The organism is Chryseobacterium sp. 27AL (assembly GCF_057815395.1).
The window spans coordinates 220,868-235,667 of record NZ_JBYRIW010000003.1 but is presented as its reverse complement, the minus strand read 5'-3'; the positions used below and the strand labels follow the sequence as shown (position 1 = coordinate 235,667).

Here is a 14,800-nt window from a genome sequence, read left to right as displayed (position 1 = left end):
GTTTTATAATTAAAAAGTATTTTTTAATGATCCTAAATAAAGACTAAAAAAAATAAACCCTAACAACGAGATAGTAGCATAAATAATTAATAGAATATCAGCTATCATTTTTGTCGTTTTACTTAAATTTTGTACCCTTTCTTTAATCTCTTCGTAAGAAGTAAATTTCCAATATCTTAATCCCATCAATAAAATAAAGGGTAAAGCATATGCTAATACAAAATATTTATTTGATGGTAAAGTCTTTGTACCACAAAAATGATCTAAAATCATTAATATAAACACTAAATTCAAAAATGGCAAACCAAGAGTCATTACAATTCCATATCCTTTTTCGGCTCCATCTTTATTGAAATGTTTATAAAAATTAACTATTTGGTAATATAAGTAATCAATAAATATCATATATAATTTTAATAGCCCATGGCCGCATTAAATTTTCTTTGCTCTTCTGCTCTCACACCATCGTTGTAGTATTGATTTACTGCCCCTTCAATATGTTGGCCAATATCTTTTCCTGTTACTAATGTTGTAATACCATTGGCTAGAAAATAGGTTCCAGCAATAGCTTGTCCCCAGCCTGTTGGTGAGACAGCCAATACCGACATTACAAGGTCTAATGAGTTAGATGTAGTTACTCCATTATTTTTAATATCATTTCCTGCTAAAGCTATTCCTGCTATACCTAATGCCGCCCCCGCAACTCTAGTCCCTACCGCTAATCTCTGCGCATTTTTAACACTCACTTCCATTATTGGAACATATATTTTTCTGGATCCTAATATCTTTGGTAGCGCTTTTTCAAAAACCAAATTAGTAGTAGAATAAGCTTCACCTGCTCCATATAATACCGCTCTTTCCGCAGCAGGCTGGAAAACAAACTTATTTGCAGAAAAAGCATAACCCGACCATGTTCTAAGTGTTTGAGAAGTTTTATGCATTTCGGAATCATAATTATAGCTTCCTATCAATTTAATCCAATCCATGTTTTCACTAGAATACGTCAGAGAATGCAGTATTCCAAAGTCTGCATCTGTATGGATCTCGTCTCCAATTCTGTAGTGTGTTTGGGTAACAGATCCCGACCACCATTTTATGGTATTCGATGCAAAAGAAGGAGCCGACATTGCCTGATAAAAATTCATTGTGGCATTTCCTGTTCCAAAGTAAGAATTCATTTCTGCAGAAAAACCACTTCCTCCGCCTGCAAAATAACTCGCAAACCCACCGCCGCCACCGCTGTTTCTCCAGGTTCTGTACTCAGTTTCCAACGCCTGCATATCGTTGCCTGCCCATTTTCTTCCATCGGGATCTGTTCTCATCACGGGATTATTGCCTACATACGCATACGGCGAGAAAGAAGAATATGCCTCAGAAAGCTGATCCATCCCAAACCATCTTCCGATATCGCTCATATAGTTTCGCCATCCGTAATCATAAAACCCGGTTTCCTGAAGTTCCTTTCCATTATACTTAAAGTTATACAGGCTGTTTGTGCCAAAGACCGCTTTCTCTTCCCTTGGGATATTCATCCCAAAAGGATAATAATCATTCTGGTCGGTAATCTCAATGCCGCTGTCTCCTTTTTTATAGCTTACCCGTACGTTTCCTAAATGGTCTTTATACTGATAAATGTACTCCTTTTTTTCATAATCATAAAACCCTTCAGCAGTAGGAAAAAAGCTCAGCTTAGGAGCAGGATTATCGGGTGCCGTATACTTAATGAAAGATTCCTGTTCGTAGGCGTATTCTATAGGATCAAGCTCATTGGGTTTGTTTCCTGCTGTGCTCAGGTACTGGAATCCGTCCAGGTAATCTGTAATGGTAGTATATACCGAGCCGTCCTTTTTCAGGAAGTTAAATGTCTTTCTCAGCTTAGTTCCATCGGCACGGTAAAGGTAGATCATCTGTTTTTTATTTTCTTCTATTCTAAACGCATTGGGAAGGTTAAGATAATTGTATCCGATATTATGAATTTTCTTGTCCGGCATGGTTTTCATATTCCCGTTGGCATCATATTCTATAGGATTGCCACCTCCCTCATAGCCTGTAGGGTTACCACTCTCGTCGATAACACGGTTCAACCGGTTCCCCGAATATTCGTAATTCAGATCATCTATCACTTCTGCGGTGCCACTGTACAGACTCCTGGCATTCCTTTTGAGACGCGTAATATTCCCATTGATATCATAATTTACGGTTTCATTATTCCATTTGTTTTCAGGTTCGGCATTATCAGGATTTAAAAAGATCCCTTTTGTAAGACGGTTCAGCGCATCATATTGGTAGGCATATCTCTTTAGTATTCCGTTTGAAGCGGTCTTCCAGCTTACTTCAGAGATGTTTCCATTATACCTTTTGGGAGACACCTCAGCGTTTGTGGGATTCTGGTAACGGATATCGTAGCCGAAAAGCTTATTATCCATGGATGCTGTTGCCTCCAGGTTGATGCCAGTCATCCAGCCCCGGATGTTGTAGGCATAATCAATGCTCTGAAGATCATTTCCAACTTTTTTATTGATGAGCTGCCCTTTTTCGTCATAGCTGTTTTGAGCCAATAACTCTTCAGGATTATCATCTACCTGGTGATAGTGCTTCAAAAGCATATTCCGGGCATTATAAACAAAGCGCTGTTTTATCTGAACTTCTTCAGCGCCCTCTCTGGAATGATAGGTATTGGTTTTTTGTGGTACACCGGTGAAGTCTAGTAAGATTTCTGTCTTGGTATATCCACCCAAATGGTTGATGCTGTGGGTTCCTATTACTCTGCCTTGGGTATCATACCAAATATAATTTCTAGTCCATTCATCGTTTTCTATATTTTTGATGTAGGAAGCAGTAGGCAGATTTTTAGTAGTGATATTGGAATTCTGAGCCATTACAGCCTGTTCTAGAATCTGAGAAGGCAATGTGGGGCTTTCCGGAGGATAGGTATCATAATAATTGACAGAGAGAATATGAATAATATTAGTAGGATAAGCCGTATTTGTATAATATAATTCCGTATTGCTATAAGTAAGGAAATTAGTGCTTCTGTTTTCATTATTCTGAGTGTTAGAGGTGTTTGCGTAAACTGCCTGCTGCACAGAATTCCTGTCGCCACCTGTAGTAATGCCCGTATAAGCTATCCTTCCGAATTTATCATATTTCGTGAAAAGCCATAGGTTGCTTCCCCAGTTAATGGCTCCGTTTTTCATATTGGTATCCTGGGTCATGATCAGCCGATCCTGCTGATCGTATACAAAATATTCCCACCCTTTTCCGGGAAGCTTTTTTTCCACCAATTTCCCCCAGGCATCATAGCGGTACTGGTAGCAGAGGGCATCCAGCGTAGAGGAAGATAAGGTTTGAGAAAGTGAAGCAAGGGGCGGGACAATAAGTACCTGCTGTCCAAATTCGTTATATATGTAATAAGTGTCTACATTTTGGGATCCGTTATATTTTCGGGTCAGGATTATTTGCCCCAGCGTATTTGTAAATTCAACCGTTGTATTTCCATCTTCATCGGTTACCGTGTTTTTAGTAAGAGTGTTTGCGGGATGGTTTCCAGATGGAGTAATAGCATCACTTGTCCTGTTCTCAATCCATGTAGTGGTTACAGTATATTTTTTTACGGCATCACTATCAGTATTGGTTTCATATGCAAAAGTTACCGGTTTACCATTCCAGTCATTGCCCGTTCCATAACTCTGTTTGACCCTCTGAAGCGGAGAGTTTTCTATAATTTTTTCAGAATATATTTTTTCCGCTCCGTAATGAGTAGAAGCATTAGAGAGTGGAGAGGTATAGACCGCTCCGTTTTGCGTTCCGTTTTGAGGAATAGGAAGAAAAGTCTTTACCTGTCTGCCCAGCGCATCATATTCAAAATACTGCACCACATCTTTACCCTGAGGCGAAGCTTTTACTGCTATGGTCTGTTTGGGGCGTCCTAATCCGTCAAGATACTGCACGGTTTCAGCAACCTTGGGGGTGGGAAGCGTAGGATCTGAAAGATAAGTTTTGGTATATACATAATTCTCTATAGTACTGGGGAGAGTTTGAGACAAAGCCTTTCCACCACAAAAAGAAAGGATAAAGAGTGTTATATATCTAAATTTTCTGTCTGTTTGCATTTTTTTATTTTTTTTAAATCATTATGGTGTTTGTATGTTATACTTTGTTTCGCGTAAGATTTTTCCGGCAGCATCATGAATGGCTTTCAGGCGATTACTTTCATCATATTTGTAATATTCCCGGATTCCCGACGGAGAGGTGACGGAGGTTACACCCACCATAGGATCGTATGTATAAGTCGTGATTCGGAAATCTCTAAGAGCGGGATTACTCCTAAAAGTATCCAGAGCACTGATGAGCGTATTTTCTGATGTGGCATCTATATCTGTATCAGACTTGGATATGATATCCGCTGCAAGAGAGCCAACATCCGAAATTCTCGCCCCTTCAATCCTGGCGATCGGCAGAGTCTGGTTATAGCCCCAGATCACAGTGGTAGAAAACCCTTTACCAGATGTATCGATATTAGCTGTAAACTGTTGCAGATTTCCTTTGGAGTCATAGCTGTCATATCGTACAGCTGTTTTTACCGATCCGTTGATGGGATTGGTAAGGATCTGCGAAGACGGCAGGAACTGGTTGGTAACATCATATTTAGTCTCCGTTTTTCCCATCGCTTTTCCGTTGATCTTATTTTCCGTCTCCAAAGGGATACTTACTATATTGGCATTAATTAAACCTAGATTTCCTTTATCATGGGCGTATTTTGTAAACTGCTCGGTGATGTTTCCTCCCGATGATGTAGTTTTAGATGACAAAGGCGCATAATTAAGAGAACTATAGGTATTTTCCGTTTTGGTTTCAATATAAGTTTGGGTGGTGGTATTATATAGCCTGTCGGTTAATTTATCATACTTCAGCCATGCCGGTTTTGAAGTGTAAGTACTGGAAATACCATATCCATTATTTTCAGACAAGGTATATTCAGGAGCTGATGTTAGCGTTTCATATTCATTCTCAAATAATTTTGCATTCACGAGATTATTCTGCAGGTCATAAGTTTCCATCTTATCCAATACCCCTGCTTTAGTAAGATTATAATAAGGGATGTTTTGGACTGCAGATCCTGCGGAAATAAAATCCTGCGGAGCTTTAAAATAATATTTAGTGTACCCTTTGCCTATTTGCGTTACCTTTACATTCTTATAGAGAACTTGCTCCGGGCTGTCATCCGCTAATGCTCCATCCTCAACATACTCTTTTAGCATAAACTGCCCGCTGGAGTTTTGAGAATTCCCAAAATCATTATACTCATATATTGTTTTGCTTTGAACAGCTCCGCCGTATTTTTTTTCATACGTAGTAATGCTTTTTATCCTTACCCCCATATTCTCCATGCTGCTTGCATTCTTATATGGTGGCGAGATGTTTTCTACAGCATAAATATCCATATCGCCTTCTACGAAGCCTGCGTCTGTATTAATACGAAGCATATAAGCACCAGGGTATAGAGTGACGTATTTTGTGCCTAGCAAACAGCTTGTAAGATAGCCAACAAATGCATTCTGAGTAGAACTGATGGTATAGAAATTAAAATTGGGAGGATCTGCTAATATAGGATCTCCTGAAGAACCATGATGGGGATTGGTGGGTGAGGGCCCGGTAATAGCCCCTTGGAAATATACTTTCTTCGGTACTCCGGGAGTTCCGGTTACCTGAAAAGTATAATCTCGTGTCTGATAGCTGTCAAAATGAATATGTTTGATGTTTTTAAGGTACTGTATTTCAGGATCTGCAATATCGCCTGAAAGAGAATTAAGTCCCGACAAATAATCCGGTGTGTTTTTGTTGACGTAATGCTGGTTTGCCTCGTAGCTGTATTCTGTAAAACCTCCGGTGGGCAGATGAACTGCCTTCAAAACCCCTCTGCTTTTCATTTTCGGATTTATCACAACAGGAGGATGCGCCGGATCGTAGTCGTGGCTACAAAGATAATCTCCGAATGGCTCGGACGAGGGTGCATATTCTGTATCAGATCCTGTTATATCATACTCAAAGTTTGTAACTTCCGCCTTAGTACTAGTGCCTTCATATTTTGCTATGTATGATAAGATTCTCTTATTCTGTATTTCTCCGGGATAATGAAAATCTGTAGAGCCGTAAGTAAATATATATTTTGCGATTTGTCTGTTTTGAGTGTTCTGTATAATGATTCTGCTGAGACTGTAAGGATCATTCATAAGTTCTTCCAGATTGCTGTAGCTGTAATCCAGCTGTACAGAGCCGCATCCAATGGCATTTATTGTTTTTAGCTTACAACTTTTATACAGTAATCTTGAATTATTAGGCGCATATCTTGGATCTTTCTGATAGGTAAAATTAACCAATTCAAGACCTGACGGATTAATAATCTTTGATAGGAAAAAGGCAGATTTATATTCTTTTGAGAATTGATCGATCGAACCATATTCTCTGGTTGAAACACTATAATCATTAAAAATATATCTGTAACCTCTTCCGTCGGTTAAAGTAAAAGATGCAGGAATAAGGGTTGCTGCATTGTTTTCGCGTGTATATTCTATTTTGATATTATCAGGGGTAAATTTTTCTATACTAAAAGTATTGTTGGTAACATCCCTTACAAATCGAAATTTTCCGGAACCTCCCTGAAAGTTATAGTAATAGAAATCATCAAATGTATTTTTCTGATAGTCCGGTTTTGAGGTATCATCAAACCATTCGTCCACCCATGATGAAATCTGTCTGGAAATCACTCCGCCTGTAACGAGTGTCCATCCTGCTCCTACATCGCTTGCGGCTTCATATCTTCCGGTATTTCCAGCATGATAGCTTAATCCAAGACTTATTTTTATATTATTATCATAAGTCGGAATGTCTGCCAAAGGAAAACCAATTTCAGGGATTCCGGTTGCTAGAGAAGAAGGAGTATCTATATAAGTAGATAGAGAAGAGACCGATGGTACTGGTTTGGGCTGTTCTCCAAAATTGATCCCATGAATAGTTTGTGCGGATATGATGTTACATAAGGAAAGCAACATTACTGCTGTTATTATATTTTTCTTCATTCGTTTATTTCTTAATCAGTTTAGCATTTGCTGTTTTATTATCATTAGTTTTTACAGTGACCAGATACGCCCCTTGAATCAAGTTTAGCGTATTAATTTTGGTGACTTTATTCTTCGTTTTCAGACTTTGCAGCTGCCTTCCGCCCATATCATACACGGCAATCTCCGCTTCAAACTCTATGGAGACCTCTGAGCTTGGAGAAGAGGTTCCGATCTCTACATACGCATAATAACTCACCGGATTCGGATAAATCTTAATATCCTGCTTCTCGATCAGCTGATCGATCTGTTTATCACCCAGCTTCACAATCTTCCAGTTCTCTTTTCCTAATTCTTCAGCACTCGTTCCTGCCAACACAATTGAACCATCCCTGTTAAGTTTAATATCCGAAAGCCTTTCCTCCTTTTTCTTTGATTCTCCCTTCACATGCTTTCTCCACTGCTCATTTCCATTCTGATCCAGGTACAGCATCCAGAATGTCTCATCGTCACTTTCTATTCTTCCTTCCGCCTGCGTGTAACCGCCCAGCAAAATGCCTTTAGACTTCCCGTTGATCACACTCATTCCCATCAGCACATCCCGGTTTTTAAAATTGTACGACTTCTGCCAGATTTCTTCGCCTCTTTCATCGAGTGAAATCAACCAAAGATCCGTTCCTTCTTCAATGCCGACGGTTTTATTTCCTGATCTCTCTGATCTTGATTCTCCTCCGATTAAGTATCCGGTAGAAGTCAACGCCAACGTTCTTAAATGATCATCTCCTTTTCCTCCGAAATTCTTTTCCCATTCTACCTTTCCATCTTTATTTAGCTTAATAATCCAATAATCCCCCTCACCGAAATTGCCGGTAGCTTTAGCATGATTGATAATTGATAATTGATGATTGATTCCTGAATTAGAATTTGTGTTCTGAGAACCATCATTCATCATTGATTGCTTATCATTTATCGTTACCGCACTGCTTCTTGAATACACACCCAATAAGGCACCACCATCTTTCGTTGGAATCATTTTCTCCACCTCATCCAATCCATTTCCACCCAAAACCAGTTGTGATAACTCCTTTCCGTTTTTATCCAGTCGTACCACCAAAACATCCTTTGACCCGTAACCTCTCGTTCCCTGCGTCCCAGACGTTCCCTGAGGCTCTCGAAGGGAACCTTGTGCCGTTCCCTGAGCGGAGTCGAAGGGAAGAGAGCCGAAGGCAGTATTCCCCGCCACAAAAAATCCCATATCGGTAGTCTGAATCACTGCTCTGGCTTCTTCATCCGAAACGCCGCCAATGGTTTTCTGCCACAGCTCATCACCATATTCATTGATCCGGATCAGCCAGATATCAGATCCGCCTTTGGAGTCTTCTTTTTTATCCAGACCTTTCCCACTGAAACTCGTGCCCGCCAGGAGAAACCCACCTTCCTGAGTATTTACGGTTGCAGAAAGAAAATCATGGTTCTGTCCAGAGAAATATTTCTCCCAGACCTCTTCACCTTGCTGATTTAATTTAACCAAATGGAAATCGTAACCGTTGTTCTGTTTTTCCTGAGATTGCCCCGGCCACTGAGCCAGTTTACCCTGAGCGGAGCCGAAGGGAAGGGTGCCTCCTGCTTTCGAAAGGGCGGTCCCTGAGGTTCTCGAAGGGATGCTGCTTCCGGTTATCAGATACTGCTGATCAATGGTTGTGGTAATCTGAGAAAGAAAATCCTGCGTGGAAGATTTAATGTCTTTCTGCCAGATGACTTCTTGGGCAGAAACGCTCAGAATAGAGCATAAAGCCAATGCGCTGGAATAGAGTCTTTTCATACGTTTGTGTTTAAATAATTATGTTATTGTTGTGTTTATGGTATTTATTTTAAGTAAACAGGGATTTGTTTATTCTTAAGAAGTAGAACAATCAAGAGAAATTGCCTGAATAGAATAGTTGTCATCATGGTTTTGTTTTAATATTTTTTAAATTCTTGTTTTTAATAATACCTATAAATTAATCCTTACAGATAATAAAAATTCGCATTAAAATATAAGTTAATATTTTTCTTCAGATTGAAAAATTATTCTTTATGAGCGAAATTATAAAAAAATAGGATACCAAAATCACAGATTACAAAGAATTTACAGTAACAACAGAATGCTTAAAAAAAAGACCTTGTGAATAATATTTACAGCTTAGCATCAGCAGATTATTTTTATTCTTATTCAAGTGACTTTTAACAAAAATTAATCTCTCATAAAGCCATTTCAATAAAAACAGACCAACGAAAAAAATTATAAAAATTTTCAAAAGATGATCATATTTCTTCGACAATCCTTCGGAAGCTCTTCGGAAGCTCTTCGGAAAAAGTACCGTTTTTCCGAAGCCGACCCGAAGGTGATCCGAAGAAGACCCGAAGAAAGCACCTTTAAAATACGTCAAATCCCGTCAAAACGCATCAAATCCCGTCATAGTTTTCATTAGTGATTGAAAATGGGAAATTTCATTCTATCTTCGTTTAGTAATCTTAAAACGCAATAAGAATGAAAAAGGAACACAATAGAAAGAGAATCTCAGAGAGTTGTAGAGAAAAACAAGAAAAAAGTTATTCAAAAATTTCAGAAAGCTGATGATCCTTCAGATACTTCTCAAAGATCTCCTGCCCGCTTCGTATGGAATTGACAGCCCATCGAATTTTCATTTTCAGCAGCTTCTCTTCATTGAGTTTATAATCGAGATCAGATTTTATAAGCTTTTGTTTCAATTCGTACATACAGATGGACGCAGCAACCGAAACATTAAAACTTCTGGTAAAACCATACATCGGAATAGCCAGAGTTTCATCCGCAAAATCAAGAATTTCCTGGGAGACGCCTTCCATTTCGGTTCCGAAAACCAAGGCAACAGGCTCAGTAATTTGATAGTCAGGAAGCATGGTTGCATTATTCTCCAGTGAAACAGCCAATATTTTATACCCTCTATCCTTAATTTTCTGAAAAGATTCCATATTTCTGGGAAGCTTTTCCACTTCAACCCAGGTATCGGCACCTTTTGTAACACGAAGATTCGGCTCAAAACTGTATTCTTCCTGTAAAGCAACCACTTTATGAAAACCGCACGCCTCTACAGAACGCACAATGGCGGCTGCATTTCGGAACTGATAAATATCTTCTACCACAGGCAGCACAAAATCTGAGCTTTCACGGGAAAAATATTCAATCTTTCTCAATCTTTCTTCCGTTAAAAACTGTTTTAAATATTCAAAAGTTTTTGCTAAATCTTCCATTCATTTTCAAATCTTTGCAAATTAACGTAATTTTGAGGAATCATCCTGAAAGAGGTATGAAATTCTAATAAAATTCATATATGAAACGAAAAGTCCTTTTGATCTATACCGGCGGAACCATCGGTATGGAGAAAGATTATGAAACCGGAAGCCTGCGCGCATTTGATTTTGGAAATATCTTTGAAAAAATGCCTGAAATGACGCTGATGGAATGTGAAGTTTTCGTTCATCCTTTTTCAAAACCATTGGATTCCTCTGATATGGGTCCAGAGGAATGGAAAATCATTGCTCATTATATTCATAAAAACTACAATAATTATGATGGTTTTCTGATACTTCACGGAACAGACACCATGTCTTATACCGCTTCAGCACTGAGTTTTATGTTGAAAGGACTTAAAAAACCGGTTATCCTTACGGGTTCACAGCTCCCGATCGGAGATCTTCGTACCGATGCCAAAGAAAATCTGCTGACAAGCCTGTATTATGCCAGCCTGTATGAAAATGATGAAGCCGTTATCCAGGAAGTTGCGATTTATTTTGAATATAAATTATTGAGAGGAAACCGTACCCTTAAATATTCTGCGGAGTATTTTGATGCGTATGCCAGTCCGAATTATCCTATTCTTGGACAATCCGGGGTTCATTTAAATATTATAAAAGAGAATCTTCACCGTGCTGATCCTGAAATTGATTTCCATGTTGATGATCATATTTCGGAAGATATTATTTTCTGGAGAATTTTTCCGGGAATGAATCTTAGCCATTTTAAAGAAATTTCAACAATGAAAGTTCTGATTCTTCAGGTGTTTGGATCGGGAACTATTTTCAGCAGTGAAAAAACGGTGGAAACTCTTCAACAAATCAGGAATAGCGGAACAGAAATCGTCGTCGTAAGTCAGTGTATTTCAGGAGGTATATCATTCGGAAAGTATGAAAACAGCAATATTTTTTCCAGAATAGGTGCTATCAGCGGAAGAGATATGACGGCTGAAAGTGCTATTACCAAAGCCATGCACCTCATCGATAACCCGAATTACAAAGGGAATTTCGCGGATAATTTCAGCAGAAGCCTTTGCGGAGAAATTTCATACTAATTTCATTATTAATTTGGAAATTCAATAAATTCCGTTATTTTTGCAGTCTCAAATAGAGAGGTGTCCGAGTGGTTGAAGGAGCTACCCTGGAAAGGTAGTATACGGGTAACTGTATCGAGGGTTCGAATCCCTTCCTCTCTGCAAAGAAAAAGCGTTGATTATTTCAATGCTTTTTTTTATTTATCTAGATTATAATCGTAATGATTCAATAAAAAAGGCTGTCCAAAAAATTTGGATAGTCTCTTTATTAAGACTTTCCAGTTTTTAGTAATAGTTTTATAGCATACCGCTTGACGTAATACCAGAAATCCTTTTGGAAGTCTATCTTAACATAGCACACCTACGGCGTGCTTACGATATTGTATTATTTTTTTGCTACACAGATATTGCTCCTCCGGAGCATAAAAAATACTTGTTCATTTTCGTTGACGAAAAAGAGGCTGTCCAAACATTTAGGTCAGCCTCTTGCGTTTGAAAAGTCTCAACCCCTTTTCAAACTATAATTTAGCTATATGATGTTGGTGTATTAGTTCAATTGCAAATGGTAAGGAACTGATGGTTCATCTGTATTTTGAATTTAGCATCAGATTTCAGCTTTGAATAGATTGTGCTGTCGAAGGCGTATACTTCTTTTAATTTATGATCGATATATTCTGCGATCTGAACGATTGAGAATAGAAAATCTCTGTAAACGGCCATATTAACTGTTTGCCCGTAAACAGGAAGATAGGCTTTCAGGAAGGGCAGCGTCGACTGATGTTGGCTGTAATTCACGCAATATCCAGCACCTTCTCTGGAAGTAATGACATCATAATTATTGATTAAACTCATGACATCTTTATCTTTTTTATCCTTGTTTGCGGAAATATGTCTGCTGATCTTGTCTAAAATGTGCTGGGCATATTCCATCATGGTAATGGTTTTCCATTCAAACACATGATTCATATTTTTAGAGGTCTTCGGAGATTTACTATTATCACAACCTGTACAGAAAGAAAGTCCGATTTTGTCATAAGAAGGAAAAAAGCAGTCTTTGATCTGAATGGAAGCGTCTGCCTGAAGTCTGTCATTCGCAAAATTATAATACAGATACGGGCTGTACAATGCTGCAAGTGCTTTCAGGTAATCCGTTTCGGATGTATTATGATATTCTTCAAACCATTTTTCAAGGTTGTCGTAATAGTGATTTTCAAATTCATTAAAACTTAAATATAATGGCAGTTCCATAGCTTCATTGTTTTGATATGACAAAGCTAATTGGGTAATGCGTCAAAACTTGACGTATTATTTTTTATTGAAAAACTTTTTTTTAAGTGGTTTGTTTTGAACGCAAAGGAGCGCTAAGCTTTTCTTTTAAATGATTGAGGATATTTTCGTTCGCAAAGGCGCTTCACTCAGCAAAGGCCGTGAAAATACTTTTGTCGCACTCAAACAGTGGGATTTTCTTTATGTTCATAAAATTATTTTTCCTTAATGCTCAGCTTTCTATGTTAGTTTTAGAGTGTGTTATTGTTTGAGATCCTTCGACTGCTGTACGCTCAGGATGACATGTTGCTAATACTAACTGTGTTATTTATTATTTATCATTCACTACTTATTGCTTATTGCTCATTACTTATTGCTCATTGCTTATTACCCATCATCTACTGTTTATCATAGTTTCTCATGATGTATTCAAAGTAGTGGATCATTTTCATGTAATTTTCGATGCTGAGATATTCGTTGGTGCTGTGGATGGATTGTTTTTCGGCGTTATTTATTTTGATGGGCATGAACCGATAGATGTTTTTGCTCACAATCTGATATTTGTATGCATCTGTTGCGCCAACGGTGAGGTAAGGGGTAGCAACTGCCGATGGATGAATTTCTTTAATGGCAGATTCTATTAATCTGAAGCCCTGTGTATTGGTTGGCGAAACGGCAGAAGCTTCTTTAACAGTATCAATTTCCTCTATTTCGACATCAAATCCTTTGGTGGCTTCGGCAATATGCTGTTTAACGTCTTTTACGGTATTCCCGGGAAGCAGCCTGAAATTAACGACAAATTCGACTTCAGGAGAAAGGACATTGGGAGCATCACTGCCTTTCATCATGGTGAGGACGGTCGTGGTACGTACCAACGCATTGGTGGAATTATTTTTGATGAGCTGGGAAAGAAGGATGGGCTTCAACAACCATTGGTTGGCGATGGCCATCCTGTTGACGAAAGACATTGATCCGCCAACGTTGGTGAAGAACTGATTAATAAGTGGTGTCACGGTCGGCTTCATCTGGTCTTTTTCAAGACGCTGCATGATGATCGCCGCTTTTCCGATGGCGCTTTCTGTGGGAGGCATTGAGGAATGTCCACCGAGACCTTTGACTTTTATTTTAACAGAAAGGAAACCTTTTTCTGCACACCCGATCACGGCGACATCTGAGTTGATTCCATTGACACTCCCCTTTTCAAGAATTAAACCACCTTCGTCATATATTGCATCAAACTCAATATTTTTATTTTTAAAGTGCTCAGCTATTTTCACAGCGCCTTGCTGTCCGCCTACTTCCTCATCAAATCCGAAGGCAAGGTAGATATCTCTTTGAGGATTATGTTTGGTTTTAATTAAGTTATTCATCGATTCCAGAAGGGAGAAGAGCATTCCTTTCATATCGATGGAACCTCTTCCATAGATCCTTCCATTGGCTACTGCGCCAGAGAAGGGTCCGAAATCCCATTCTTCGGAGACTTCTGATACGGCAGGCAAAGGCTTATCATCAGGTCTGAAAATATTTTCACTTTTATCTTTCACCTCAGCATCTCCGGGAGGAACAACATCGGTGTGGGAAAGGAACAAGATGGGGTTAAGGGAAGGATTGCTGCCTTTCAGTCGGAATACCAAGCCGTAAGTATTTACTTCTACAAATTCTGTATTCTGATAAATGAGTGGATAAGAAGCTTTCAGATATTCTTTAATGGTATCGAAGGGTGAGTAATTAAAATCTCCCAACTCACCAGATGAAACCGACGGAATCTTCAGTCCACCTGATAATCTCTGAATAGCGGAATCGTCTTTTACCATTTTCCATCCGCTGGAAGTATTGGCATTAATTTTTTTAAAGGGATAGGTAAATGTTTTGATTAAAATAATAATGATGAGGAGAAGAATAATGCCGACTATGATGAAGATGAGTTTTTTCATGGAAATTCCGGATTTGGTTATTTTAATTATATAATACCTTTTCTGTTGTGTAGTTTAATAGTTTTGAACAAAGCTTATCAAGCTTTTGATTTCAGCTTCTAAATTATCAAATTACTGAACAATATTCTAAAAGGTATTCTTCAAGTTGATTACATTTAAAACAAAGTTCAAAACATTTTACCTGAAGTTGCTA

General features: G+C 38.5%; 9 protein-coding genes and 1 tRNA gene. 3 read left to right on the top strand and 7 right to left on the bottom strand.

Annotated elements, in window-relative coordinates; genetic code table 11:
• Positions 1–9: 9 nt before the first annotated feature.
• From AC3WV0_RS08515 to AC3WV0_RS08500, 4 genes are read right to left on the bottom strand one after another with little or no spacing between them, the layout of a single operon-like run.
• A complete protein-coding gene (locus AC3WV0_RS08515; RefSeq protein ID WP_488845684.1) occupies positions 10–405 on the bottom strand; it encodes a hypothetical protein in 396 nt (131 codons plus the stop codon).
• 8 nt (positions 406–413) lie between these two features.
• Positions 414–4,112 (bottom strand): DUF6443 domain-containing protein, encoded by a 3,699-nt coding sequence (locus AC3WV0_RS08510; protein ID WP_488845682.1) that lies wholly within the window; start codon positions 4,110–4,112, stop codon positions 414–416.
• 21 nt (positions 4,113–4,133) lie between these two features.
• Positions 4,134–7,079, bottom strand: coding sequence for a hypothetical protein (locus AC3WV0_RS08505; RefSeq protein ID WP_488845680.1), 2,946 nt, complete (start codon positions 7,077–7,079; stop codon positions 4,134–4,136).
• A gap of 4 nt (positions 7,080–7,083) precedes the next feature.
• Positions 7,084–8,880 (bottom strand): T9SS type A sorting domain-containing protein, encoded by a 1,797-nt coding sequence (locus tag AC3WV0_RS08500; RefSeq protein ID WP_488845678.1) that lies wholly within the window; start codon positions 8,878–8,880, stop codon positions 7,084–7,086.
• A gap of 478 nt (positions 8,881–9,358) precedes the next feature.
• Between AC3WV0_RS08500 and AC3WV0_RS08495 the strand changes: the two genes are divergently transcribed.
• Positions 9,359–9,529 (top strand): hypothetical protein, encoded by a 171-nt coding sequence (locus AC3WV0_RS08495; RefSeq protein WP_488845676.1) that lies wholly within the window; start codon positions 9,359–9,361, stop codon positions 9,527–9,529.
• 121 nt (positions 9,530–9,650) lie between these two features.
• Here AC3WV0_RS08495 and AC3WV0_RS08490 read toward each other — a convergent pair whose 3' ends face one another.
• The gene (locus AC3WV0_RS08490; protein WP_488845675.1) at positions 9,651–10,331 is read right to left on the bottom strand and encodes a TrmH family RNA methyltransferase; all 681 of its coding nucleotides are present in this window, start codon (positions 10,329–10,331) and stop codon (positions 9,651–9,653) included.
• Between the two features lie 80 nt (positions 10,332–10,411).
• On the opposite strand from AC3WV0_RS08490, the gene AC3WV0_RS08485 reads away from it, so the two are divergent.
• A complete protein-coding gene (locus AC3WV0_RS08485; protein WP_488845673.1) occupies positions 10,412–11,428 on the top strand; it encodes an asparaginase in 1,017 nt (338 codons plus the stop codon).
• A 54-nt stretch (positions 11,429–11,482) separates the two neighbouring features.
• Positions 11,483–11,569, top strand: a tRNA-Ser gene (locus AC3WV0_RS08480).
• Between the two features lie 390 nt (positions 11,570–11,959).
• On the opposite strand, the gene AC3WV0_RS08475 is transcribed toward AC3WV0_RS08480, so the two are convergent.
• Together AC3WV0_RS08475 and AC3WV0_RS08470 are read right to left on the bottom strand one after the other, a co-directional pair.
• On the bottom strand, positions 11,960–12,655 hold the full coding sequence (locus AC3WV0_RS08475) for a hypothetical protein (RefSeq protein WP_488845671.1): 696 nt from the start codon (positions 12,653–12,655) through the stop codon (positions 11,960–11,962).
• Between the two features lie 416 nt (positions 12,656–13,071).
• Positions 13,072–14,607 (bottom strand): M20/M25/M40 family metallo-hydrolase, encoded by a 1,536-nt coding sequence (locus tag AC3WV0_RS08470; RefSeq protein ID WP_488845670.1) that lies wholly within the window; start codon positions 14,605–14,607, stop codon positions 13,072–13,074.
• Positions 14,608–14,800: the final 193 nt, after the last annotated feature.